Genomic DNA, 25,119 nt, shown 5'->3' on the forward strand with positions numbered 1-25,119 from the left:
CCTCAATAGCCTTAGACGCGGAACTGATCCATCAGCGCCTGTTGCTGATTGGCCAGGCTGTTGAGCGACTGGCTGACCCGTGCCGATTCGTTGGCTTGCCCCGACAGCGATTCGGTGACATCGCGGATCGTCGCGACGTTGCTGTTGATTTCCTCGGCCACCGCGCTTTGCTCCTCGGCGGCCGAGGCGATCTGCAGGTTCATGTCGGTAATCACCGTCACCGCCTGGCCGATGCGCTGCAGCGCAGTGACGGCCTGGCCGACCTGCTCCACGCCGCCCTGGGCCTGGCGGTGGCTGTTGTCCATGGCGCCGACCACTTCGCGGGTACCGGCCTGCAACGCTTCGATCACCTGGCGGGTCTCTTCCACCGACTCCTGGGTGCGCCGGGCGAGGTTGCGCACTTCGTCGGCGACCACGGCAAAGCCACGCCCGGCTTCACCGGCGCGGGCGGCTTCGATCGCGGCGTTGAGTGCCAAGAGGTTGGTCTGTTCGGCGATCGAGCGGATCACTTCCAGCACCGAGCCGATCTTCTCGCTGTTCTGCGCCAGGCCTTCGACTTCGGCCATGGCGTTGTTCATGTCGGCGGCCAGGGCGTCGATGCTGTGGGTGGTGCGGTCGATCACGGCCAAGCCTTCACGGGTGGCCTGGTCGGCCTCTCGGGCCGCCTGCGCGGCCTGGGCGGCGCTGCGGGCAACGTCCTGGGCGGTGGCGCTCATCTCGTGGGAGGCGGTGGCAACCTGGTCGACCTGACGGTACTGCTGCTCCATGCCGGCGCTGGTTTCGCTCGCGATCGCCGAGGACTGGTCGGCGGTGCCACGGGCGGCCTGCACCGAACGTTTGACCTCGGCAATGGTGGGTTGCAGCTTGTCGAGGAAACGGTTGAACCAGCCGGCCAGTTCGCCCAACTCGTCCTGCTTCTGGTAGGTCAGACGGCGGGTCAGGTCACCCTCGCCACTGGCGATGTCCTTGAGCATCGCCGCCACGCCCAGTATCGGCCGGGTGACACCACGCGCCATCAGCCACACCAGCAGCAGGCCAGCGATAGCGGCGGCCAGGCCCAGGCCCAGTTCCAGCAAGGTGCCGCTGGTGTTCAGGGCATCGAGTTCCTGTTTCAGCGTTTCGGCAGGCCCGGTCAGGGCGTTTTCCGGCACATCCAGCAACACGCCCCAGGGTTGGGCGCCGGGGATCGGTTCGAAGGCGGCAAGCACCTTGAGGCGCTGCTGGTCGTGGAGGATGCTCAGCTTGCCCTCGGCCAGTTTGCGTACCAGTTCGGCGCCCTTGGCGGTGTCCACCTGGTCAAAGCGCTGGGCCAGCTTGCCGGCATCGGCGCTGTAACCGGCCAGCAGCCCCACAGGGCTGAGAATGCCGACAGTGGTACGGCCTTCGTAGAGGCTGCGGCTGGCGTTCTGGGTCAAGGCCTGCAGGCTGTTGAGGTTGATGTCGATGGACAGCGTAGCGATCACCTTGCCGTTGACGGCCAAGGGGAAAACGATGCTGGTCATCAGCACGCGCTGGCCATCGATGTCATAGAAGTAGGGCTCCACCACGCAGACCTTGCCCGTGCTGCGTGGGCATACCCACCAGGTATTGGCCGGCTGGCCGCTGGGGCCGATTTCGGTGTTGGCCATGTCATGTTCGGGCAGGGCCATGGCGGTTAGTTCGCCGGCGCGGGGTTGCGACCAGTACAGCGCGAAACGCCCGGTTTCGTTGCTGCCCAGCTCCGGCTTGGCGGTGAACAGGCTGTCCTTGTTGTCCAGGGCATTGGGTTCGAACACCAGCGACAAGCCGAGCAGGTCAGGGTTGGCCTGCAGCGCGGCACGCACCTGGCGGGTCATGTCCTCGCGCAGGTCGTAGGCGTCGAGAAAGCGCTTTTCTGCCTGCTCGCGCAGGAACAGCACCTGGCGGGCGAAGCCGGCGCCGTATTGGTAGGCATCCATGAACTGACGGCGAATGTTCAACGCCTGTACTTCACCTTGCGACTCGACGCGCCCCTGGGCCGCGTCGGTGAGCATCTGCATGCTGCTTGCCTTGACCAGGTCCGAACTGTGCTCCATGCGGTACAGCGAAAGGCCGACGAGCAGGGTGACGATGCCGGCCAGGCAGAGACCGGCGAGCAGGGTGATCTTCCACTGGATGGAAAGTTGTCGCAAAGGCATGGGGCGAATCCCTTGTAATAGTTCTGGCTGTCGACTGTGTCGGCCATCACGTATTTTTCTTTATTCAAACGTTCAATTTAAATTCTGGGCGTGCTGGGTAATGCGCCGCGACATGGCGCTTTTGACATCTGCCGCCCACTGCTGCAGAGTTCGCGCTTTTTTCTGTCCTAATGAGGTAAGCCAACCATGAATGCAGTGATCGCCGCGGTCGGCATCATGCTGATACTCAGCCTGTCGCGGGTACACGTGGTCATCGCCCTGATCATTGGCGCCCTGGTCGGCGGCCTGGTCGGTGGGCTGGGCATCGAAGGTACGCTCAAGGCCTTCAATGGCGGGCTGGGCGGCGGGGCCACGGTGGCGTTGTCGTATGCGTTGCTGGGGGCGTTTGCCGTGGCCATCGCCAAGTCTGGGCTGGCGCACGCCTTGGCCGATCGCGCCTTGGCCATGATCGATCGCCAGGGCCATGCCAATGGTGGCAAGGTCAAATGGATGATGATCGGCCTGATGCTGGTGGTGGCGGTGTCGTCGCAGAACATCCTGCCCATTCACATCGCGTTCATTCCGTTGCTGGTGCCGCCGCTGTTGTATGTGCTCACGCGTTTGCGCATCGACCGTCGGCTGATCGCCTGCGTGATCACCTTTGGCCTGATCACGCCGTACATGTTCCTGCCGGTGGGTTTTGGCAACATCTTCCTCAACGAGATCCTGCTGGCCAACGTCGCCCGTGCCGGGGTCGATGTGAGCGGCGTCAATGTCACCCATGCCATGGCCATTCCGGCCGCAGGCATGCTTGCCGGCCTGTTGTTGGCGGTGTTCTTCAGCTACCGCAAGAAGCGCGACTACGACCTGGCGCGGATCGAGCAGGTCGAGCAGGTCAGCGTGCAATACAACCCGTTGACCCTGATGGTCGCGGGCCTTGCGATTGCTGCGGCATTCATCGTCCAGCTGTTGCTGGACTCGATGATCATCGGCGCCATGGTCGGGTTCCTGATCTTCTCGTTGTCGGGCATCGTGCGCTGGAAAGACACCGACGACCTGTTCACCGAAGGCATGAAGATGATGGCCATGATCGGCTTCATCATGATTGCCGCGTCCGGTTTTGCCGATGTGATGAAGGCCACGGGCGAGGTCAAGAGCCTGGTCGAGGCTTCGGCGCAGTGGATCGACCACAGCAAGGGTGTCGGCGCTTTGCTGATGCTGCTGGTCGGCTTGCTGGTGACCATGGGGATCGGTTCGTCGTTCTCCACCGTACCGATCCTGGCCGCGATCTTCGTGCCGCTGTGCGTGCAGCTGGGCTTCGATCCCCTGGCCACGGTGTGCATCGTCGGCACTGCAGGGGCGCTGGGGGATGCGGGTTCGCCAGCATCGGACTCGACCTTGGGGCCAACCTCAGGCCTGAACGTGGATGGCCAGCACCACCATATCTGGGACACCGTGGTCCCGACCTTCATCCACTACAACCTGCCGCTGCTGGCGTTCGGCTGGTTGGCGGCGATGACGCTGTAAGGCGTCAGCCCTTGTCGGGTGGCGGCGAGATCCTGTTGAGGACGGTGCTGCCGTCCTTGCTGCGGGTCAGGTAGACCGGCAGCACCTTGGGCAGGTTGTTGACCAGGCGCCCGACTTCACGGGTGTTGTAGATGCCGCTGATGCGGATCCGGCCGGTGCTGGCATCGGCCAGCAGCAGCGGGGCGTCGAGGTAGCGGTTGATCACCGGCAGGGCCTGCTCCAGGCTCAGGTTGTCGAGCACCAGCTTGCCACTGCGCCAGGCCAGGGTGTTGCTGTAATCGTCGCTCTGCGCCAGTTGCGGCTCGAAATCACCCTTGTGATAGCTGGCCTGCATCCCTGGGCCGAGGCGATAGCCGCCAGCGCTGCCGTCGCTGGTGACCAGCACCGAACCTTCCACCAGCGTGACCTTGACCTGATCCTGATACTTCCAGACGTTGAACTGGGTGCCGGTTACCCGGGTCTGGCCGCGGCCTGCGTGGACGATAAATGGGTGGGCGCTGTCGTGCCGTACCTTGAAAAACGCCTCGCCGCGCTTGAGGGTGACCTGGCGTTGGTCTTTGTAATTCAGATAGGTCAGCTCGGTGTTGAGGTTGAGCTGCACCGTGCTGCCGTCGCTCAGCTCCACCGTTTGCATCCGGTCGCTGGCTTCGAAGTGTTGATAATGGTTGGGCAGCCAACCTTGTTCCCAGCCCACCCAGCCTGCCAAAGGCAATACAGCCAGGGCGATGGCTGCAGCGGAGGCCAATGGGCGCCAATGGCGTACGCGCGTGGTTTGTTGCGCGGGCGGGTTGAAATCGATCACGGTCGCGTTGCGCGGCAGCAGGTCGGCGGTCTGCCAGATCTCCAGCATCGCGTGGTATTCCTCGGCGTGCCGTGGGTCAGCCGCCAGCCAGCGGGCAAATGCCTCGCGTTCTGCCGCCGTGCAATCTTCGGCGTGCAGGCGCATGCACCAATGCGCGGCGGCGTCGGTAATGGCATCGTCTGGGCTGGGATTGAGGCGGTCGTGGTTCATTGCGGCTCCGGGTTTTGCGCATTCTACCCTTGCAAGAGGGTTCCCGAGAACCGAGGTAATGGCGAATGACTATCAGTTGTGCCGGTTTTTCGTCGGATTTGCAATGGAATTTCAGCGTTTGAGAACCCCTCGCGGGCAATGTCTGGGGGCGCTGTGCACCCCCAGGGCCGTTCAGAATTGTTCCGTGGTCATCCCATAGAGGCTCGCGCTGCCTGCACGGATGCTGGCCTCCAGGCCCAGGCTGCGTGGCAGCACACGTTGGAAGAAGAACTCGGCACAGGCCAGCTTCGCGCCATGGAAGGTGGGGTCCTCTTCATGCTTGGCCTGCGCCACGCCTGCCATGCGCGCCCACATGTAGGCATAGGCGGTAAGGCCAAACAGGTGCAGGTATTCCACCGCCACGCTGCTGACCAGGTTGGCGTCTTCACGTGCCCGTGCCCGCAACCACGCGCTGGTCGCCTCCAGGCGTGCAACGCTGGCTTGCAGCGCTTCGCGATGCAGTGGCGCGGCAACGCTGAAGGTCCGCACCTCGGCGGTGAAGCTGGCCAAGGCCTGCCCACCGTCGGCCAGTACCTTGCGCCCGAGCAGGTCGAGGGCCTGGATACCGTTGGTGCCTTCGTAGATCTGCGCGATGCGTACGTCGCGCACACGCTGCTCCTGGCCCCATTCGCGGATGTAACCATGGCCGCCATATACCTGCTGGCCAAGTACACAGCTTTCCAGGCCGTTGTCGGTGAAAAAGGCCTTGGCCACGGGCGTGAGCAGCGCCACCAGGCGCTGGGCATGTTCACGCTCGCCAATATCCTCGGCATAGCGGGCCAGGTCCAGTTGTTGCCCCACGTAGGCGGCGAATGCCCGGCCACCCTCGGTGAGTGTGCGCATGGTCAGCAGCATGCGCCGCACATCGCCATGCTCGATGATCGGGTCGGCCATCTTGTCCTTCGCCTGTGGGCCAGTAGCGGCGCGGCTCTGCAGGCGTTCGTTGGCGTAGCGTGCGGCGCTCTGGTACGACGCTTCGGCGCAGCCAATGCCCTGGATGCCGATGGACAACCGCTCGTAGTTCATCATGGTGAACATGGCCGCCAGGCCCTTGTTCGCGTCGCCCACCAGGTGGCCGATGGCGCCATCGAAGTTCATCACGCAGGTGGCCGACGCCTTGATGCCCATCTTGTGCTCGATCGACCCGCATTGCGCAGCGTTGCGCTCACCCAGGCTGCCATCGGCATTGACCCGGTACTTGGGCACCAGGAACAGCGAGATACCTTTGGCGCCCGCTGGTGCATCCGGCAATTTGGCCAGTACCAGGTGGACAATGTTCTCGGTCAGGTCCTGCTCGCCGCCGGTGATGAAGATCTTGCTGCCACTGATGCGGTAACTGCCGTCGGCCTGGGGTTCTGCACGGGTGCGGATCAACCCCAGGTCAGTGCCGGCGTGGGGTTCGGTCAGGCACATGGTGCCGGCCCAGCGGCCTTCATAGAGCGGTGGCAGGTAGGTGGCCTTGAGGGGTTCGCTGGCGTGGGCGTCGATGGCCAGACAACTGCCGGCACTCAAGGCCGAATACAGGCTGAAACTGCAGTCGGCGGCATAGAGCATTTCTTCGAACAGCACACCCAGCATTTTCGGCATGCCCATGCCGCCATGTTCTGGATTGCCCCCCAAACCGACCCAACCGCCTTCCCGGTAGGTGCGCCAGGCGTCGCGGAAACCATCCGGGGTGGTGACCTGGCCGGCCTCGAAGTGCACACCTTGCTCGTCACCGTTGCGGCTGAGCGGGGCGATCAGGTGGGCGGTGACTTTGGCCGCTTCTTCGAGAATGGCGTCGGCGGTGTCGGCGTCGATGCGCTCGGTCAGGGCCGGAAGGCGTGCCCACAGGGCAGGGGCATTGAAAACGTCATGCAGGACGAAGCGCATGTCGCGCAGGGGGGCGATGTAGTCGGTCATCAGGGGCTCGGTAAGGGTGCAAATAGAAGGCTGTGCTGGCCTCAGCACCGGTCTGCCGGCGATGAGGCCACTGAATCATCAGAGGGCTTTTGCCCGGTCACGCAGCAGGTATTTCTGGATCTTGCCGGTGGAGGTTTTCGGCAGCTCGCCGAAAATCACGGTCTTGGGCACTTTGAAACCAGCCAGGTGATCACGGCACCAGCTGGTGATGTCGGCCTCGCGGGTGTCTTCCCGGCCTGGCTTGAGAGCAACGAAGGCGCAGGGCGTTTCGCCCCATTTTTCGTCGGGGCGTGCCACCACGGCCGCCTCCAGAACGGCGGGGTGCTTGTAGAGGGCGTCCTCGACTTCGATGGTGGAAATGTTCTCGCCACCGGAGATGATGATGTCCTTGAGCCGGTCCTTGATTTCGACATAGCCATCGGCATGCCATACCGCCAGGTCGCCGGTGTGGAACCAGCCACCGCGGAAGGCTTCGGCCGTGGCTTCAGGGTTTTTCAGGTAGCCCTTCATCACCGTGTTGCCGCGCATGAAGATCTCGCCCAGGGTGTTGCCGTCGCGCGGCACCGGGGCGAGGGTTTGCGGGTCGGCGACCATCAGGCCGTCGAGGGTCGGGTAACGTACGCCTTGGCGGGACTTGATGCGTGCGCGCTCTTCAAGCGGCAGCGCGTCCCATTCCTCATGCCAGGCGCATACCGTCACCGGGCCGTAAACCTCGGTCAGGCCGTAGGTGTGGGTCACCTGAATGCCCATTTCTTCCACCGCGCCGATCACCTTGGCCGGTGGCGCGGCGCCTGCGACCATCGCCTGCACCGGGTGCTCGATGGCGGCCTTGGCGGCTTCAGGCATGTTGACCAAAGCGTTGAGCACGATGGGCGCGCCGCACAGGTGGGTGACCCGGTGTTCGCGGATCAGGGTGAGGATCTTCTGCGGATCGACCCGGCGCAGGAACACGTGGGTGCCCGCCAGGGCGGTGATGGTCCAGGGGTAGCACCAGCCGTTGCAGTGGAACATCGGCAAGGTCCACAGGTACACCGGGCGGTGGCCCATGGCCCAGGTCATCTGGTTGCCCAGTGCGTTGAGGTAGGCGCCGCGATGGTGATAGACCACGCCCTTGGGGTTGCCGGTGGTGCCGGAGGTGTAATTGAGCGAGATGGCCTGCCATTCGTCATCGGGCCACTCCCAGGCATATTCCGGGTCGCCCTCGGCCAGCAAGGCTTCATAGTCAAGCTCGCTGACCGCACGGCCTTCGCCGTATTCCGGGTCATCGACATCGACTACCAGTGGCGGGTGTTCGAGCAAGCCCAGGGCGGCTTCGATCACCGGGTGGAACTCGCGGTCGGTGATCAGCACCTTGGCCTCGCCGTGTTGCAGCATGAAGGCAATGGCCTCGGCGTCCAGGCGAACGTTGAGGGTGTTGAGCACCGCGCCGGTCATGGGCACGCCGAAGTGCGCTTCGAGCATGGCCGGGGTGTTGGGCAGCATGACCGCTACCGTGTCGCCACGGCCAATACCGCGCCCCACCAAGGCGCTGGCCAGGCGCCGGCAGCGCTGGTAGGTTTCTTGCCAGTTGCGGCGGATGGCACCGTGGATAACAGCCGGATAGTTGCCGTACACGGCAGCGGTGCGTTCGATGAAACTCAGCGGGGTGAGGGCGACATGGTTGACGGCAGCGGGCATCAGGCCCTGGGCATAGATCGACATGCGGTAATCCTGTAGGGGAGGCAGGCGCAGCCTGTGCGCTTGGCCCCCGATGGCTGATTGTTAGCTCTGTTCAGGGTGTGGGAAGGCGTACGGTTGGCCGCTTTTCCCCTGTCGCAGTTTTACGCGAGTCGCTATGGTAGATGGAATATCGACTATAGCAATATAGTAAAACTACTATAACAACGAGTCACATAACGTGGACAAGACAGTGTCTCCCTTGCTCGCCAAAGACCCGCAGCCCAGCCTGCTGTTGGCCGCCGATGCCAAGCCGCTGGCCACCAATCCGGCCTTGCAGGCCTTGATGCAGGAAGGCCCGGCGCTGGCGTGCTGGCTACCGGCCAACTGCGCGGCACTGGTGCGCGCCTGTTTGCGACAGCACCGGGCAATTGCCGATGTGGAAGTGCAGGTTGGCGAGCGCATCGTGCTGTGGACGTTCATCCCCGACGACCAGGGCCAGCAGGTGCTTGGTCGCTGCCGTGACGCCAGCGCCGAGCGCCAGGGTGCGCGTGAAGCCAGCCGCGCCCGGCGCCTTTACCGGCTGATCATCGAGAACACCACCGACCTGATCTCCCGGCACAGCCCCGATGGCCGCTTTCTCGACGCCTCACCGGCGGCGTTCCGCCTGTTGGGCCTGTGGCCCGAGCAGCTGCGGGGCATGGCCGTACGAACCCTGCTGCACCCGCGCGAGCGCCGCCAGGTGCTGGCCCAGGCTGCCGCCGCGCTGGACCAGGACGGCTACCACACCATGACCTGCCGGGTGCGCCAGGCAGCGGGTGGCTACCGCTGGTTCGAGATTGCCAGCCGCGCCATCCGCGAAACCTACACGGGGGCGGTGGTGGAGATCGTCAGTGTTTCCCGGGATATCACCTTGCGCATCGAGGCCCAGGAGAGCCTGGCCCACAGTGCCCGGCTTGTCACCCTGGGCGAGCTGGCATCAGGCATCGCCCACGAGATCAACCAGCCATTGGCGGCGGTGGTCAACTATGCCAATGCCAGCCAACGTTACCTGCAGGCCCTGGAGCGCGACCCGCAGGCACGCGAACGGGTCGGGCAAGGGTTGCAACGCATCACCGAACAGGCAACGCACGCCGCGCAGGTGATCCGTCGGCTGCGTGTGTTCCTGCGTAAAGGGCCGCGCCGCTTACAGGCGTTGGACATGCTTGACGTGGCCAATGAAGCCACACGCTTGTGTGCCTGGGAGGCGGCGCGCGACCAGGTCAGCATCGAGTTGCGCATGAGTGCGCAATTGCCGGCGGTGTATGCCGACCGGGTGTTGCTGGAGCAGGTGCTGCTGAACCTGCTGCGCAACGCCATCGATGCCAATCGCGAGCAACATGGCGAAGGCCCGTCACGTATCCTGCTGAGCGCGGTGCGCGAGGGTGATGGGGTGCTGGTCGAGGTCACCGACCAAGGGCCGGGCGTGGCGGCCGAGCGTCTGGATGAAATTTTCACCCCGTTCACCACCAGCAAGGCCGACGGCCTGGGGCTGGGCTTGAGCATGAGCCGCAGCCTTATCGAAGGTTTTGGTGGCAGTTTGTGGGCGCGTGCGGGCGAGCATGGCGGTTTGGTACTGTGCTGCCGCCTGGCGGTGAGCAGGGGATAAGGGGAGGTCGGGGTGCAAGCGAAAGTGTATGTGGTTGACGACGACCAGGGCATGCGTGATTCCACCGTCTGGCTATTGCAGTCGGTGGGGCTGGAAGCGCTGTCGTTCGCCAGTGGGCAGGCGTTTTTGGACGCCTGCATGGATGACGGGCCGGCCTGTGTGCTGCTGGATGTACGCATGCCGGGGCTGGGTGGGCTGGCAGTGCAGCAGTTGATGAGGGAGCGGGGCCTGGAACTGCCGGTGATCTTTGTCAGTGGCCATGCCGATGTGCCTATCGTGGTGCGGGCATTCAAGGCCGGCGCCAGTGACTTTATCGAAAAACCCTACAGCGATCAGCTGCTGCTCGACAGTGTTCAGGCGGCCCTGGAGCGCGCCGGCCGCGCGCGTCAGGGCAACCAGGCATTGGCCCAAGTACAGGCGCGCATCGATGGCTTGACGCCGCGGGAGCGCGATGTGTTCGTGCCGTTGGCCCAAGGCCTGAGCAACCGCGAGATCGCCGAGCGGCTCGGGGTGAGCGTGAAGACCGTGGACCTGTACCGGGGACGGGTGATGAAACGCCTGCAAGCTGGAAGCCTTGCGGAACTGGTGGGTATGGCGATCGCCTGCGGTGCGGTGCAGGCGTTGATGTAGGCGCGACACAAGGCCGCTCCTACAAGGATCCGGGCAATGCAGAATCATGAAATTTTGCATAGCACCCTAATCAAAGCTTTGACATTCACTGCCTAGGCAGTAATATTTTTAAACAATTACCCGGGCAGACTCCATGGCGCATTTTTCTCCAGAGAACTTTCAGACCTGTGCCATCGGCATGCTGCTGGGCCGCGCGGCGATCCTCAAGGACCGCATTCTTGACTGGCACCTTGAATCTGAGGGTGTCACCGCCGCGCAGTTCAAGGTGTTGATCATCGTCACCCAGTACCAGGTGGACACCCCGGCCGAGCTGTGCCGCTACCTGGGCCTGGACAGCGGTTCGATGACCCGCATGCTCGACCGCCTCGAACAGAAGGGCCTGATCCTGCGCAACCGCTGTGCCGATGATCGCCGCCAGGTGCGCCTGGCCCTGACCACCGATGGCCAGCGTCTGGCGGACCGGCTGCCTGAGATCGGCGCGGCGGCGATGAACGAATTGTGCGGCGCGCTGCAACCTGAAGAGCTCAAGACGCTTGAAAGTTTGTTGGCCAAGGTGCTGCTCAGCGCTGGCGACCCCTTGACGATCCGCCGCTTCGGCGATCGTTGATTCCTGTTACGCATTATCCAAGGTATTGTCATGGCCACTCCCACAGACACCACAACCACCACCGACGCGCCCGAGCCATCGCGCAAACGCAAGGCCTGGCTACTCGGCTTGCTCCTGCTGCTGATACTGGGCGGCGTTGGCGCCTGGGCGTGGTATTCCCTGGTCGGGCGTTGGCACGAGAGCACTGATGACGCCTACGTCAATGGCAACGTGGTGGAGATCACACCGCTGGTGACCGGCACGGTCACCAGCATTGGTGCCGATGATGGCGACCTGGTCCATGCCGGCCAGGTGCTGCTGCAGTTCGACCCGTCCGACAGCGAGGTGGCACTGCAGTCCGCCGAAGCCAAGCTGGCGCGCACGGTGCGCCAGGTGCGTGGCCTGTACAGTAACGTCGATGCGCTCAAGGCCCAGTTGCAGACGCGCCAGGCCGAGTTGCAGAAAGCCCAGGACAACTACAGCCGGCGCAAGGTGCTGGCTGACAGCGGGGCGATTGCAGCGGAAGAAATCTCCCATGCCCGCGACGACCTGAGCGTCGCCCAGAGCGCCCTCACCAACGCCCGCCAGCAACTCAACACCAGCAACGCACTGATCGACGACACCGTGGTCTCTTCGCACCCTGAAGTCATGGCCGCCGCCGCCGACCTGCGTCAGGCCTACCTCGACAACGCCCGCACCACCCTGGTGGCGCCGGTTACCGGCTATGTCGCCAAACGCACCGTACAACTGGGCCAGCGCCTGCAGCCAGGCACCGCGACCATGGCGGTGATCCCCCTGGACCAGGTGTGGATCGATGCCAACTTCAAGGAAACCCAGCTGCGCGACATGCGCATTGGCCAGCCGGTGGAGATCAGTGCCGACCTGTACGGCAGCGAGGTCAAGTACAGCGGCACGGTAGACAGCCTCGGAGCGGGTACTGGCAGTGCCTTCGCCCTGTTGCCGGCGCAGAATGCCACCGGCAACTGGATCAAGATCGTGCAGCGGGTGCCGGTGCGTATTCACCTGAGCCCTGACCAGCTCAAGGACCATCCGCTGCGTATCGGCCTGTCCACGCTGGTCGAGGTCGACCTGCACGACCAGAGCGGCCCGACCCTGGCCCAGCAACCTGCGCAAAAGGCCAGCTACACCACTCAGGTGTATGACCGCCAACTGGTCGAAGCCGATAACCTGATTGCTCGGCTGATTCACGACAACAGCGCAGCTGGCAAGACGGCGCAGCGATGAGCAACCAGGCCGCCGCCCAATTCACACCGCCGAGCCTGCTGCTGACCACCATTGGCCTGTCGTTGGCGACGTTCATGCAGGTGCTCGATACCACCATCGCCAACGTGGCGTTGCCGACCATCTCCGGCAACCTTGGGGTGAGCTACGAGCAGGGCACCTGGGTGATCACGTCGTTTGCGGTGAGTAACGCCATTGCCTTGCCGTTGACGGGCTGGCTGAGTCGGCGTTTCGGTGAGGTGAAGTTGTTCATCTGGGCCACCTTGCTGTTCGTGCTGGCGTCGTTCCTGTGCGGTATCGCCCAGTCGATGCCGGAGCTGGTCGGCTTTCGTGTGTTGCAGGGTGTGGTGGCCGGGCCGTTGTACCCGATGACCCAGACCCTGCTGATTGCTGTGTATCCACCGGCCAAGCGGGGGATGGCCCTGGCGCTTTTGGCGATGGTCACGGTGGTGGCGCCGATTGCCGGGCCGATACTGGGGGGCTGGATTACCGACAGTTACAGCTGGCCGTGGATTTTTTTCATCAACATACCCATCGGCCTGTTCGCCGCGGCTGTTGTACGCCAACAGATGCGCACGCGACCGGTGGTGACCAGCCGTCAGCCGATGGACTACATCGGCCTGTTGACGCTGATTGTCGGTGTTGGGGCATTGCAGGTGGTGCTCGACAAGGGCAATGACCTGGACTGGTTCGAGTCGTCGTTCATTATCATGGGCAGCCTGATCTCGGTGGTGTTCCTGGCGGTTTTCGTGATCTGGGAGCTGACCGACCGGCATCCGGTGGTCAATCTGCGGTTGTTCGTGCACCGCAATTTCCGGGTTGGCACCATTGTGTTGGTCGGTGGCTATGCGGGGTTCTTTGGTATCAACCTGATCCTGCCGCAATGGTTGCAGACGCAGATGGGCTATACGGCGACCTGGGCTGGGTTGGCGGTGGCGCCAATTGGCTTGTTGCCGGTGATCATGTCGCCCTTCGTTGGCAAGTACGCGCACCGCTTCGATTTGCGGGTGTTGGCGGGGTTGGCGTTTTTGGCGATCGGGGCCAGTTGTTTCATGCGGGCTGGGTTTACCAGTGAGGTGGACTTCCAGCATGTGGCGTTGGTGCAGTTGTTCATGGGGATTGGTGTGGCGCTGTTCTTCATGCCGACGTTGAGCATCCTGCTTTCGGACTTGCCGCCGCATCAGATTGCCGATGGCTCGGGGCTGGCGACGTTCTTGCGTACGTTGGGGGGGAGTTTTGCGGCTTCGTTGACGACCTGGATCTGGATTCGGCGGGCTGATCAGCATCATGCGTACCTTAGTGAGAATATCAGCCAGTTTGATCCGGCTACTCGGCATACGCTGGAGCAGCTTGGGGGGGCGAGTTCGCAGAGTTATGCGCAGCTGGAGCAGATTCTGAATGCGCAGGCTTACATGATGTCGACGGTGGACTATTTCATGATGATGACTTGGGTGTTTGCGGGGTTGATTCTGTTGGTGTGGTTTGCGCGGCCGCCGTTTACGGCCAAGGCCGGGCCGGCGTCAGCGGGGCATTGATCTGCTTTTGATCTTGCTTTTGCTTTTGCTTTTGATCTTGCTTTTGATCTTCTGCGACTTCAGGAGGCCGAGTGGAGGTGACTGGAGGGCCAGGTGCGCAGCACCCTTCGGCGCAGCCGAAGGCGCGAGATGTAGGTTTGCGGAGCAAACCGTAGGCCGCGCGGGCCCGGAAGGCGCCGGAGCGAGGGGACCCCGAAGCGTAGCGTAGGGGCCGTATGATGGAGCAAGCGGTTTTTGGTTACTTTTTTCCAAGAAAAAAAGTGACCCGCCGTAAGGGCGGAAAGGTGAGTGTGCGCCGCTATCGTAAATGAATGCCTACGCGGTGTGTCCGCCCATAGCTGTGCTTTGTGCTTTGTGCTCCAACCGTTGGTATTGAGATCTGGCAAAGTCCATTTGCTATGGCGACGCTTAATCACCTTTCCGCTCTTACAGCGGGTCACTTTTTGGCAAACGCCCCAAAAAGTAACCAAAAAGGTCTGCGCTCCATCATACGGCCCCTACGCTACGCTTCGGGGTCCCCTCGCTCCGGCGTCTTCCGGGCCCGCGCGGCCTACGGTTTGCTCCGCAAACCTACATCTCGCGCCTTCGGCTACGCCGAAGGGTGCTGCGCACCTGGCCCTACAGACGCCTACGCTCGGCCTCCTGAGTCGCTGAAGATCAAAAGCCAGATCAAGATCAAAAACCAGATCAAGATCAAGATCAAGATCAAAAGCCAGATCAAGAGCCAGATCAAGAACACGGGGGATAGCACGCTTCGAAGTATTGGGTGGCATTCCCATCCGGTGGCATTTCCCCTATTGTCGAAACTCCATTTTCAACAGCATTGGCAGACCCATGGAGAAAGTCATCGTCATTACCGGCGCCAGCCGAGGTATCGGCGCCGCGACAGCCCTGCTGGCAGCCCAGCAAGGTTATCGCATCTGCATCAATTACCACGCTGACGACCAGGCCGCCGAAGGCATCCTCAGCCAAGTCCGCGCGCTGGGCGCCGAAGCCATCGCCGTGCGCGCCGACGCCAGTGTCGAGGATGAAATCATCCAACTGTTCCATCGCGTCGATCAAGAACTCGGCCCCGTCACTGCACTGGTCAACAACGCCGGCACCATCGGCCAGCAGAGCCGCGTCGAGGACATGTCCGAGTTTCGCCTGCTCAAGGTGATGAAGACCAACGTCGTCGGCCCCATGCTCTGCGCCAAACATGCCCTGCGGCGCATGGCACGTCGGCATGGCGGGCAGGGTGGGGCCATCGTCAACGTCTCATCAGTGGCCGCCCGCCTGGGCTCACCTAACGAGTATGTCGACTACGCCGCCTCAAAGGGCGCGCTAGACACCTTCACCCTTGGCTTGGCCAAGGAAGTGGCGGGTGAGGGCGTGCGGGTCAATGGCGTGCGCCCCGGCTATATACACACCGGCTTCCACGCGCTTTCCGGTGACCCCGACCGCGTCGCCAAGCTCGAACCCGGGCTGCCAATGGGCCGCGGTGGCCGGCCGGAAGAAGTCGCCGAGGCCATTCTTTGGCTGCTCTCGGACAAGGCGTCCTATTCCACCGGCAGCTTCGTCGATCTGGGCGGCGGGCGCTGATCAGGCCCTTTGTTCATCCAGCATTTCGCGTACCCGCTCGGCCAATGCATCGAGTTCGAACGGCTTGGTCAATACCGCAGTGCCTTGCAACAACTGGCCATCACTGAGTACCGCGCTCTCGTCGTAGCCGGTGATAAACAACACCTTAAGCTCGGGGTACAGCTCGCGGCAGCGTTCGGCCACCTGGCGGCCGTTAAGACCACCCGGCAGGCCGATATCGCTGAGCAGCAAGTCCGGTCGCTCGCTGCCCTGTAGATGGGCAAGGGCAGCCGGACCGTCCTCGAACGCCTCAACCTGATAACCCAACTCTTCCAGCACTTCGCACACCACCAGACGCAGGGCCGTCTGGTCCTCGACCAGCAAAATGCGTGCAGCCGTGTTGGCTTTTTCGGGTAGCCTGCTCTTGGGCCTGGGCGCAACCTCGACGGGGTGTTCGTGGTGCCGGGGGAGATACAACTCGATGCGCGTACCTGTGCCGAGTACCGAGAGCACACGCAGTTGCCCACCCGACTGGCGCACGAAGCCATAGGTCATCGACAACCCCAGGCCGGTACCCTGGCCCAAAGGCTTGGTGGTGAAGAACGGGTCGAGCACGCGCTCCGCCACTTCCGATGACATGCCATGGCCGTTATCGACGATGCTGAGCCGCACATATTCGCCCGACGGCAGCTCAAAAGGCCGGGCCAGATCGCTGTCCAGCACTATGTTTTCGCCGTAGATATCGATTGTCCCGCCTGCTGGCAGGGCATCGCGGGCATTGATGCAGACGTTGAGCAGGGCGCTTTCCAGTTGCGGAGGGTCGATGAACGTTGGCCACAGCTGCGCATCGAAGTGACTGTTCAACGCGATTGACGGGCCGATGCTGCGACGCACGAGCTCTTCCATGCCGGCCACCAGGGTGGATACCTGTGTGGCGCGTGGTTGCAAGGTTTGCTGGCGCGAGAAGGCCAACAGCCGATGCACCAACGAAGAGGCCCGCTGCGCCGAGCTGCTGGAAAGCTCAAGCAAAGGCGCCAGGGCGTCGAAACGCGACTGCTCCAGGTGTTGCTGCATCAGCTCCTGGGCACCTAGGATGCCACCCAGCAAATTATTGAAATCGTGAGCGATACCGCCACTCAACTGGCCCACGGCTTCCATTTTCTGGGCCTGGCGCAATGCGTCTTCTGCCTTGGCCAGGCGTTGTTGCTCTTGAACCCGTTCACTGATGTCGTAGGCGAACAGATAGGCACCTTGCAGTTCACCGTCATGGTCGCGCAAAGCATTGAAGCGCAGCTCGTAATGGCGCAAATCGCAGGCCCGGCCAAAGGCGGCAACCTCGATAAATTGCTCACCTGCCAGCGCCCGGTGCCACATGGGCAGGATCAGTGCCTGGTCCTGGACACTGTCTCCCATCAACGCCGGCATAAGGTAGCCGATCTCTGGCGTATTGCCATACAGCCGGTTGAAGTCGTGCTTGGCCTGGCGATTAACAGCCAACCAGCGCAAGTCTTTGTCGATCACATGCACGTTGACCACACTGTGATCGACCAGCTCGGCAAACAGCCGGCGCTCCGACAGCGCGGCAGCGACCCGCTGTTCGAGCTCTTCATTCAGGCGTTGCAGGGCAACTTCTGCCCGACGGCGCTCGGTGACATCCTTGAACAGGACCGCGACCTGGCGTCTTTCGGCCGGCTCGACGCGAAAGGTGGTGACGGAAAGGATGTGTCCGGTGGCAACCAGCTCCTGTTCGAACTGCAGAGGCTCGCCCGTGCGCAGTACCTCACCGTAGCGGGCGACCCAGCCGTCCGCTTCGTCGGGGACCATCTCGCGCAGCTTTTGCCCGACCACGTTGGGGATGCCGGCGTGTTTGGCATAAGCTGCGTTGGCCACGACATGCACATAGTCACTCAGCGGGCCGTGCGGGCCATCGAAAAATTCGATGATGCAGAAACCTTCGTCCATGGTATCGAACAGCGACCGGTAGAGGTCCTGATCGTATGCCTGGTCGTTGGCCAGCCGCGACTCCAGCAGAGCATTGCGTTGCTGCAGTTCTTTTACTTGTTGGCGCAGGGAAAGCAGGTCGCTGGAAGGCATGCAGACGTCCGACGAAATGGAATGGCCAGACTTTAACGTGTTCACCCCGAAGGCGAAAACCCGCTTAACGCAAATGCGCAGTCACGCCCAGCAGGCGGTCGATGCGCTCACTCAGTGCCTTCAGCTCGAACGGCTTGGACAGCACCTCAGTGTGGCTCGCTAGCCAGCTTCTGGCCATGTTGCTGGTGATGTCGTAGCCGGTGATCAGTATCACGGGCGCTTCATTGGTAAGGCTTCGGTAGGCGTCTGCGAGTTGGTGCCCATCGATGCCTCCGGGCAGCCCGACGTCAGTGATCAGCAAGTCAGGCAATGGGCCCTCACGCAACGTCTTGAGTGCGCTACGGCCATCCTCGAAAGCCTGTACATCGTGGCCCAGTTCCGTCAGCACGTCGCCGAGCACCAGGCGCATGGTCGCTTGATCCTCTACCAGCATGATCCGATAAGGCCTGTGTTGCGGCCTTCCGACAGCCTCTTCGGGCGCAGCGCACAGGCCAGGGGGCGGGCTGTTCTCGTCCCGAGGCAAATACAGGTGAACGGTGGTGCCTTGGCCCAGTACGCTGTCGATGCGCAACTGCCCGCCGGACTGGCACACAAAGCCATAGACCATGGACAGCCCAAGGCCAGTGCCTTGGCCCATCGGCTTGGTTGTGAAGAACGGATCAACTGCTCGCTGCAGCACGTCCTTGCACATGCCCATGCCGGTATCGTCCACACGAATGTGCAGAAATTGCCCCGGCGGCAGGTCCAGGCGGCTGGCCTGGTCCTCGTCGAGCTCGGCATTTTCACAGCCAATGCGCAGGGCGCCACCCAGGGGCATGGCGTCACGGGCATTGATGCACAGGTTCAGCAGGGCATTTTCCAGCTGTTGTGGATCGATGCGGATCGACCATTGACCTGCCGATGTCAGGTCGTGGAAGTCGATGTGCGAATCGATCGAGCTGCGGATCAGGTCGTTCATTTCGGCCACCAGCAGTTGCACATCGACCGGTTGCGGAAGCAGTGTCTGCTGGCGCGAAAAAGCCAGCAGGCGCTGTACCAGTGAGGCCGCCCGCAAAGCGTTGAGCTTGCCGACTTCGAGCATCCTTGCCGTGTCGCGATAGCGTTGCTGGCCCAGGCGTTGTTCGGCCAGCTCCAGTGCGCCAAGGATGCTGCCCAGCAGGTTGTTGAAATCATGGGCAATGCCGCCGGTCAATTGGCCGACCGCTTCCATTTTCTGCGATTGGCGCAGTGCCTCTTCGGCTTGGTGCAGACGTTCCTGCTCGGCAATGCGTTCGGTAATGTCATAGGCAAACAGGTAGCCGCCCTGGATGCGCTGCCGCGCATCAAGCAGTGGGTGGTAGCGGATCTCGTAATGACGCAGGGCCTCAGGTGGCCCCAGGGCGATGGTATCGATGAATGCTTCGCCGGCCAGCAGGCGCGGCCATACCGGGGCCAACCGGCTCATGATGTCCGGTTGATTGGCAAGAAACTGTGGGATGTAATCGCCGATCTGCGGCACAAAACCGCGCAAACGCCGAAAAGTTTCGCGGGCCGTGCGATTGATTGCCAACAAGCGCATTTTTCGGTCGGCAGCAAACACGTTGGCCAGGCTGTTATCGACCAGTTCACCGAGCAGTTTGTTGTTGGCCTGCGCGATGTCCTCGCGCTGGGTCAGCAAGGCTTCCAGCTCCGCGACGCGTGCCAGCAACTGTTCGTAGGAAAGTTCAGTGGCTGGCTGCATGGTGTCGATCCAGTTAAAGGACCGAGCAACTATAGTCGCGCCGCAGGGCAAGCGCTATCAGAACGAGCGAATGATCCGCCCCAGGGTTTCCATGGCGCGTTCGGCACCGTCGTGCCAGGGGCTGCCGTAGTTCAGGCGGATACAATTGCCGAAGCGTCGGGTCGGCGAGAAGATCGGCCCCGGCGCGATACTGATGCCTTGGGCCAAGGCCATGTGGAACAGTTTGAGTGCATCCATCTGCTCTGGCAGTTCGAGCCACAGGAAATAGCCGCCGGAGGGTTGGCTGACCCGCGTCTGTACCGGGAAGTACCGGGAAATAGCGGCGAGCATGTTGGCTTGCTGACCTTCCAGGGCATAGCGTAGCTTGCGCAGGTGGCGGTCATATCCCCCGTGCTGCAGGTAGTCGGCGATAGCTGCCTGGGCGGGCATCGATGCGCACAGCGAGGTCATCAGCTTGAGGCGTTCGATCTTCTGCGCGAAACGCCCGGCGGCCACCCAACCAATCCGGTAACCGGGCGCCAGGCTCTTGGCGAACGAACCGCAGTGCATCACCAGGCCTTGCGTGTCGAAGGCCTTGGCTGGCTTGGGCGCTTGTTGCGCGTAATACAGTTCGGCGTAGACGTCGTCTTCGATCAGCGGCACCTCATGGCGTGCCAGCAGTTCGACCAGCGCCTGCTTCTTGGCTTCTGGCATGCTGGCGCCCACCGGGTTCTGGAAGTTGGTCATGCACCACACAGCCTTGATCGGGTGCTTTTCCAGGGTTTGCGCCAGCACGTTCAGGTCCATGCCCTCACGCGGGTGAACGGGGATTTCCACGGCTTTGAGTTTGAGCCGCTCCAGTACTTGCAGGCAGGCATAGAAGGCCGGTGCCTCGATCGCCACCAGGTCGCCGGGCTCGGTGACGGCCTGCAGGCACAGGTTCAGCGCTTCGAGCGCGCCATTGGTGATCAACAGCTCTTCCATCGGCAGCATCAGCCCGCCGACCATGTAGCGCAGGGCAATCTGCCGGCGCAGTTGTGGGTTGCCGGGTGACAGGTCGGTGACCACCATGCGTGGGTCCATCGCGCGGCTGGCGCTGGCCAGCGAGCGAGCCAAACGCTGCAGCGGGAACAGCTCGGGGCTTGGGAACGCCGAGCCGAACGGTACGGTGTTGGGGTCCTTGATCGAGTCGAGGATGGAAAAGACCAGGGCGCTGACGTCGACATCGGTGGATTCGCTGACCGGCTGCAAGGCCTGTGGTTCACTGAACTGGCGCGGCGCATGGGCGTTGACGAAATACCCCGAGCGCGGCCGCGCGCGGATCAGCCCACGGCGCTCAAGCAGGTAATAGGCCTGAAACACCGTGGATGGGCTGACCCCGTGGGTCTGGCTGGCATAGCGCACCGACGGCACCCGCTGCCCAGGGCCCAGCACACCGGAGCGGATCAGTTCGGCAATGTCGTCGGCGAATCGTTCGTAGCGTTTCATTCTGGCCTTCTGTCGAAGCCTGGCAGGCAAGGTGGAAAACAGTGTAAGGGATCAGCGGTTCATCGGTGCGACGAAGCGGCTTTGGGCAACGCTGCGCACGGCAGGATCGTCACTGTCCTGCACCTCGAAACTTAAGGTTTGCGAGCTGCTGCTCGGGCGTTCTGCGAGCATCGCCACCGACACAGGCAATTCGCTCATCTCGCCGGCCGGGATGATGAACTCGGTCTTGCCCTGCAGGGTGAACCCGTCAGCGTCCAGCAGGCGCAGGTGATAGCGTTGGGTGCTTTCGGTCTTGTTGATGACCTTGAGCAGGTAAATGTTCTCGATCTGGCCCTGGGCGTTCTCGCGGAACAGGCCACGGTCCTTGATCACGTCCAGCGACACCATCGGGCGCAAATGCAAGGCAACCACCAACGCGCCGATCATCACTACCAGCGCGGCGGCATAGCCCAACAGGCGCGGGCGCAACCAATGGGTGCTGCCGCCTTGCAGGCTGTGTTCGGACTTGTAACCGATCAGCCCACGGGCGTAACCCATTTTGTCCATGACCCCGTCGCAGGCATCGATGCAGGCCGCGCAGCCGATACAGGCCATCTGCAGGCCATCGCGGATGTCGATGCCGGTGGGGCAGACCTGCACACACATCGTGCAGTCGATGCAGTCGCCCAGGCCTTGAGCGTGGGCGTCACTGCCTTTTTTACGCGGGCCACGGGTTTCGCCACGGCGCGGGTCGTAGGCGACCGCCAGGGTGTCTTTGTCGAACATCACGCTCTGAAAGCGAGCGTAAGGGCACATGTGCAGGCAAACGGCGTCACGCAGCAAGCCGGCATTGATGTAGGTGGCGGCGGTGAAAAACAATACCCAGAACAACGCGACCCCACCCAGCTGCAAGGTGAACAGCTCTGCGGCCAGGGGCCGTATCGGGGTGAAGTAGCCGACGAAGGTCAGCCCGGTGAGCACGCCGATGGCCAGCCACAGGCTGTGCTTGAGTGCACGGCGGGCCAGCTTTTCCAGGCTCCAGGGGGCCGCAGCAAGCTTGATACGTTGATTGCGGTCGCCTTCACTGATTTTTTCGCACCACATGAACAGCCAGGTCCAGGTGCTTTGCGGGCAACTGTAACCGCACCACACGCGGCCGGCGTACACGGTAATGGCAAACAGGCCGAAGGCGCAGATGATCAACAGCGCTGACAGCAGGATGAAGTCCTGCGGCCAGAAGGTCGCGCCGAAGATGTGGAACTTGCTGCTGCTCAAATCCCACAGCACGGCCTGTCGACCGTTCCAGTCAAGCCAGGCGGTGCCGAAAAACAGGGCGAACAAAACCCCCGCAAAACCGATACGCAAGTTGCGGTACAGCCCCGTGAAGCTGCGGGTGTGGATGCCGCTGTCAACGTGGCGTTTGGCGGCTGTGAGGGAGGGCGCGGCGATCTCGGTAAAGGGGATTCTATCGTTCATGGCTCGGTGCTCATCAGGCCTCGATCAGGCATGAGCACTATGGCCCCCGAGCTGATATCAGCACAGGCTCAGGTTTGGCGATAAAAACCGTATCAGATGGCCGGCTAAACCGCTCGAAGCCTTAGATTACCGAGCCTGGCACACTGCTCTTCAGATGCCTGCGGCTATCCACCGCACCCGCCACGGTCAAGGCATCAGCCTCTGCTTCGGTGATGGGCACCCGTTGCCCGGCGAGCAATGCCACCGACATGCGCAGCTGTTCGTCGGTGATGATTTCAATGGTGGGGCCATCGCCTTCGAGGTGCACGTTGTCACCGATGAGCGTGCAACGGCGGGTGCTTTCGTCGATTTCAACTGGCATGGGAACGTCCTCCTGGTGGTGGTTACAGGTGTGACCTCGGCACCGGGCAGGTTGCTTCATCGTTCCGCTGGGCGGGCTGTATCGCACTTGCCAGCGCGCCACGAGTCAACCCTGACAGAGCACCCTGAACAGGAGCAGCACGATGAACCCTTGGTGGCACCCCATTTGGCAAACCATCCAGGCCGAGTTCGCCGACCTCGGCGACGAGCGTGAGGTCACCCAGGTACTGGTCCGCCTGCTGATGGCGGCATTGCTCGGCGCGGTGCTGGGTTTCGAGCGCGAGAGCAAAGGCAAGTCTGCCGGCGTGCGTACCCACATGCTGGTATCGCTGGGCGCTGCACTGTTCGTACTGGCCCCGAGCATGGCCGGCGCCGACGAGCAGGCGTTGAGCCGGGTGATCCAGGGGATTGTTGCCGGTATCGGCTTTCTGGGCGCAGGCACCATTCTTAAAGGGAACGGCCAGGACACCAGCCATGTGAAAGGGCTGACCACCGCCGCTGGGCTGTGGATGACCGCCGCGATTGGCACGGCCGCTGGCATGGGGCGTGAAGCCACCGCATTGATCAGCACAGTGCTGGCACTGTTGGTGCTGGGCATGATGCCTTTGCTGGTGGAAAAGGTTGAAAAGCAGGATGAAGAGAAGCAGAGCGAGGAGGAGGGCAGGAAGCACTGAGGGGAGCCGAAGCTCCCCTCAAAGCGTTGTTGCCTGCTCTTTTTTTATTATTGAGACTGGCCTTTTGTTGTTTTTGTCAGCCTGTCTTTGTGTTGCGAGCGACCCCCATGCGGGGTCAAGAGCAAACGTATTTTTTTGAGCGCTGACCTGCCTTCATCATGACTGATCCGGTGCTGACTGCCGCTACCTGAAGGTAGTTTTATTGTTCTGTGTCAGACCGCGGGGCGTACCCCTGAAAAGCGTGTCTACTCCAAAAAAATCTGCTTGCTACGCCTCTGCCGTGTTGTTCTTGTTATGTCAGAGCCGTTACCTGTTGTTTTTATTGGGTGTCACATTTTTATTGTTCTTGTACCAGAGATATAGCATGGGCCGTGCCAACTTTTTAAAAGTCTTTAAAATCAAGCACTTAGCTATTTTGGTGCGAATCGCCTGACCTGAAATTTTGTCGATTTGTTTCCCTGTTACCCGATTTTTTGCTGCAAAACGTGGGGGAGGTAACACTCCACCCACACTCATGTGACACCCGTGTGACTATTGTGCGCTGCGTGCCCGCGCCACCCGCGAGCCGTTGGCGCGGCCAAGCACGCCGCTGATGCGCTGCCCGGCAGCGATCAGGCGGTCCAGGTCGATGCCCGTGTTGATGCCCAGCCCCTGCAGCAGGTACAGCACGTCCTCGGTGGCGATATTGCCGGTGGCGCCTTTGGCATAAGGGCAGCCCCCCAGCCCGGCCACCGAGCTGTCAAACACGCTGATGCCCTCAAGCAGGCTGGCGTAGACATTGGCCAGGGCTTGGCCATAGGTGTCGTGGAAGTGCCCGGCCAACTGCTCGCGGGGCACCTGGCCCGAGACCACGTCGAACAGCCGACGGGTATCCCCCGCAGTGCCGGTACCGATGGTGTCACCCAGCGATACCTCGTAGCAGCCCATGTCATGCAGGGCGCGGGCAACAGGCGCGACCTGTTCGGCGCTGACCTTACCTTCATAGGGGCAGCCCAGCACGCACGAGACATAGCCACGCACGCGCACGGCGTTGCTGCGCGCTGCTTCCATAATCGGCTCGAAGCGTTTGAGGCTGTCGCTGATCGAGCAGTTGATGTTGCGTTGCGAGAACGCCTCGGACGCTGCGGCAAACACCGCCACCTCCTTCACCCCTGCAGCCAGCGCATCTTCGAAGCCGCGCAGGTTCGGCGCCAGGGCGGCATAGGTCACCCCTGGGCGCTGCACAATGCCCGCGAACACGTCGGCGGAACCGGCCATCTGCGGTACCCACTTGGGCGAGACGAAACTGCCGACTTCGATATAGGCCAGGCCCGCCTCGGTGAGGTCGTTCACCAGGCGTACCTTGTCGGCGACGCTGATGGGTTGGGCTTCGTTCTGCAGGCCGTCGCGTGGGCCTACTTCGACCAGGCGGACTTCTTTGGGCAAGGGCATGGCGGGTTTCCTGTGGCGGATCAACGGTTGTCTTTATTGTTCAAGGTCGCGGCCAGGGCCTGTTCACAGCGTTCCTGGGCGGTGTCGAGCTCGAGCTGCATCTGGTGGATGTCGAGCATCTGCTGCTCCAGCTGTGCCCGGCGCTCGGCGATTTTCACCAGCATGCTGTTGAGCTGCTTGAGATTGCCGCTGGTGGGGTCGTACAGCTCGATCAGTTCACGGCATTCGGCGAGGGAGAAACCAATGCGCTTGCCGCGCAGGATGAGCTTGAGGCTGACCTTGTCACGGGCTGAATAGATGCGTTCCAGGCCGCGCCGCTCGGGGCTCAGCAAGCCCTGTTCCTCGTAAAAGCGGATGGCGCGGGTGGTGATGTCCAACTCGCGGGACAGGTCGGAGATGCTGTAGGTCTGCAGGCTCATGCTGGGGCTCGGCGTAGGGTATGGGGC

Annotated in this window: 19 protein-coding genes and 1 pseudogene; 8 read left to right on the top strand and 12 right to left on the bottom strand. The window is 62.4% G+C overall.

The genetic code is table 11. The features are described 5' to 3' along the window. Positions 1-11: 11 nt before the first annotated feature. Complete coding sequence (locus ACSSU5_RS22315; RefSeq protein ID WP_371097434.1) at positions 12-767, bottom strand: methyl-accepting chemotaxis protein; 756 nt, start codon at positions 765-767, stop codon at positions 12-14. Positions 768-869: 102 nt separating this feature from the next. Continuing rightward, positions 870-2,156, bottom strand: a pseudogene (locus ACSSU5_RS22320) (methyl-accepting chemotaxis protein); the annotation flags it as partial. 186 nt (positions 2,157-2,342) lie between these two features. Here ACSSU5_RS22320 and ACSSU5_RS22325 point away from each other — a divergent pair. After that, positions 2,343-3,662 carry a Na+/H+ antiporter family protein gene (locus tag ACSSU5_RS22325; RefSeq protein ID WP_264313569.1) on the top strand — a complete coding sequence of 440 codons (1,320 nt, stop codon included), beginning with the start codon at positions 2,343-2,345 and terminating at the stop codon, positions 3,660-3,662. A gap of 4 nt (positions 3,663-3,666) precedes the next feature. On the opposite strand, the gene ACSSU5_RS22330 is transcribed toward ACSSU5_RS22325, so the two are convergent. From ACSSU5_RS22330 to ACSSU5_RS22340, 3 genes are all read right to left on the bottom strand, one after another. Further along, positions 3,667-4,674: a FecR family protein gene (locus tag ACSSU5_RS22330; RefSeq protein WP_264313568.1), complete on the bottom strand. Its 1,008-nt coding sequence runs from the start codon at positions 4,672-4,674 to the stop codon at positions 3,667-3,669. Positions 4,675-4,845: 171 nt separating this feature from the next. After that, positions 4,846-6,615 carry an acyl-CoA dehydrogenase C-terminal domain-containing protein gene (locus ACSSU5_RS22335; protein ID WP_492559837.1) on the bottom strand — a complete coding sequence of 590 codons (1,770 nt, stop codon included), beginning with the start codon at positions 6,613-6,615 and terminating at the stop codon, positions 4,846-4,848. Between the two features lie 78 nt (positions 6,616-6,693). Continuing rightward, the gene (locus ACSSU5_RS22340) at positions 6,694-8,316 is read right to left on the bottom strand and encodes an acyl-CoA synthetase (RefSeq protein WP_264313566.1); all 1,623 of its coding nucleotides are present in this window, start codon (positions 8,314-8,316) and stop codon (positions 6,694-6,696) included. A 196-nt stretch (positions 8,317-8,512) separates the two neighbouring features. On the opposite strand from ACSSU5_RS22340, the gene ACSSU5_RS22345 reads away from it, so the two are divergent. The 6 genes from ACSSU5_RS22345 to ACSSU5_RS22370 all read left to right on the top strand — a co-directional run bounded on the left by ACSSU5_RS22345 (position 8,513) and on the right by ACSSU5_RS22370 (position 15,493). Further along, positions 8,513-9,919: a sensor histidine kinase gene (locus ACSSU5_RS22345; RefSeq protein WP_264313565.1), complete on the top strand. Its 1,407-nt coding sequence runs from the start codon at positions 8,513-8,515 to the stop codon at positions 9,917-9,919. Positions 9,920-9,931: 12 nt separating this feature from the next. After that, positions 9,932-10,549: a response regulator transcription factor gene (locus ACSSU5_RS22350; RefSeq protein WP_264313564.1), complete on the top strand. Its 618-nt coding sequence runs from the start codon at positions 9,932-9,934 to the stop codon at positions 10,547-10,549. A 133-nt stretch (positions 10,550-10,682) separates the two neighbouring features. Then, positions 10,683-11,156, top strand: coding sequence for a MarR family winged helix-turn-helix transcriptional regulator (locus ACSSU5_RS22355; RefSeq protein WP_264313563.1), 474 nt, complete (start codon positions 10,683-10,685; stop codon positions 11,154-11,156). A gap of 30 nt (positions 11,157-11,186) precedes the next feature. After that, positions 11,187-12,380 (top strand): HlyD family secretion protein, encoded by a 1,194-nt coding sequence (locus ACSSU5_RS22360; protein ID WP_264313562.1) that lies wholly within the window; start codon positions 11,187-11,189, stop codon positions 12,378-12,380. After that, positions 12,377-13,912 carry a DHA2 family efflux MFS transporter permease subunit gene (locus ACSSU5_RS22365; protein ID WP_492559838.1) on the top strand — a complete coding sequence of 512 codons (1,536 nt, stop codon included), beginning with the start codon at positions 12,377-12,379 and terminating at the stop codon, positions 13,910-13,912. The genes ACSSU5_RS22360 and ACSSU5_RS22365 overlap by 4 nt, the downstream gene beginning before the upstream one ends. 834 nt (positions 13,913-14,746) lie before the next feature. Beyond that, entirely contained in the window at positions 14,747-15,493 is a 747-nt protein-coding gene (locus ACSSU5_RS22370; RefSeq protein WP_492559839.1) for an SDR family oxidoreductase, read from the top strand. Here the strand turns inward: ACSSU5_RS22370 and ACSSU5_RS22375 are convergent, their stop codons facing one another. The 5 genes from ACSSU5_RS22375 to ACSSU5_RS22395 form a co-directional block, all read right to left on the bottom strand. Then, positions 15,494-17,566 carry a hybrid sensor histidine kinase/response regulator gene (locus ACSSU5_RS22375; RefSeq protein WP_492559840.1) on the bottom strand — a complete coding sequence of 691 codons (2,073 nt, stop codon included), beginning with the start codon at positions 17,564-17,566 and terminating at the stop codon, positions 15,494-15,496. Between the two features lie 64 nt (positions 17,567-17,630). Then, complete coding sequence (locus ACSSU5_RS22380) at positions 17,631-19,286, bottom strand: PAS domain-containing sensor histidine kinase (protein WP_492559841.1); 1,656 nt, start codon at positions 19,284-19,286, stop codon at positions 17,631-17,633. 57 nt (positions 19,287-19,343) lie between these two features. Further along, positions 19,344-20,753: a GntR family transcriptional regulator MpaR gene (mapR, locus tag ACSSU5_RS22385; RefSeq protein WP_264313558.1), complete on the bottom strand. Its 1,410-nt coding sequence runs from the start codon at positions 20,751-20,753 to the stop codon at positions 19,344-19,346. Between the two features lie 51 nt (positions 20,754-20,804). After that, positions 20,805-22,208, bottom strand: coding sequence for a cytochrome c oxidase accessory protein CcoG (gene ccoG / locus ACSSU5_RS22390; protein ID WP_492559842.1), 1,404 nt, complete (start codon positions 22,206-22,208; stop codon positions 20,805-20,807). 121 nt (positions 22,209-22,329) lie between these two features. Next, entirely contained in the window at positions 22,330-22,569 is a 240-nt protein-coding gene (locus ACSSU5_RS22395; protein ID WP_492559843.1) for a DUF3203 family protein, read from the bottom strand. A 142-nt stretch (positions 22,570-22,711) separates the two neighbouring features. Between ACSSU5_RS22395 and ACSSU5_RS22400 the strand changes: the two genes are divergently transcribed. Beyond that, complete coding sequence (locus ACSSU5_RS22400) at positions 22,712-23,242, top strand: MgtC/SapB family protein (protein WP_264313555.1); 531 nt, start codon at positions 22,712-22,714, stop codon at positions 23,240-23,242. A gap of 531 nt (positions 23,243-23,773) precedes the next feature. On the opposite strand, the gene ACSSU5_RS22405 is transcribed toward ACSSU5_RS22400, so the two are convergent. Both ACSSU5_RS22405 and ACSSU5_RS22410 read right to left on the bottom strand, forming a co-directional pair. Beyond that, positions 23,774-24,673 carry a hydroxymethylglutaryl-CoA lyase gene (locus tag ACSSU5_RS22405; protein WP_492559844.1) on the bottom strand — a complete coding sequence of 300 codons (900 nt, stop codon included), beginning with the start codon at positions 24,671-24,673 and terminating at the stop codon, positions 23,774-23,776. Positions 24,674-24,693: 20 nt separating this feature from the next. Beyond that, positions 24,694-25,092 carry a MerR family transcriptional regulator gene (locus tag ACSSU5_RS22410; protein WP_027593543.1) on the bottom strand — a complete coding sequence of 133 codons (399 nt, stop codon included), beginning with the start codon at positions 25,090-25,092 and terminating at the stop codon, positions 24,694-24,696. Between the last annotated feature and the right edge of the window lie 27 nt (positions 25,093-25,119).

The organism is Pseudomonas sp. E1MeOHC2, assembly GCF_058745025.1.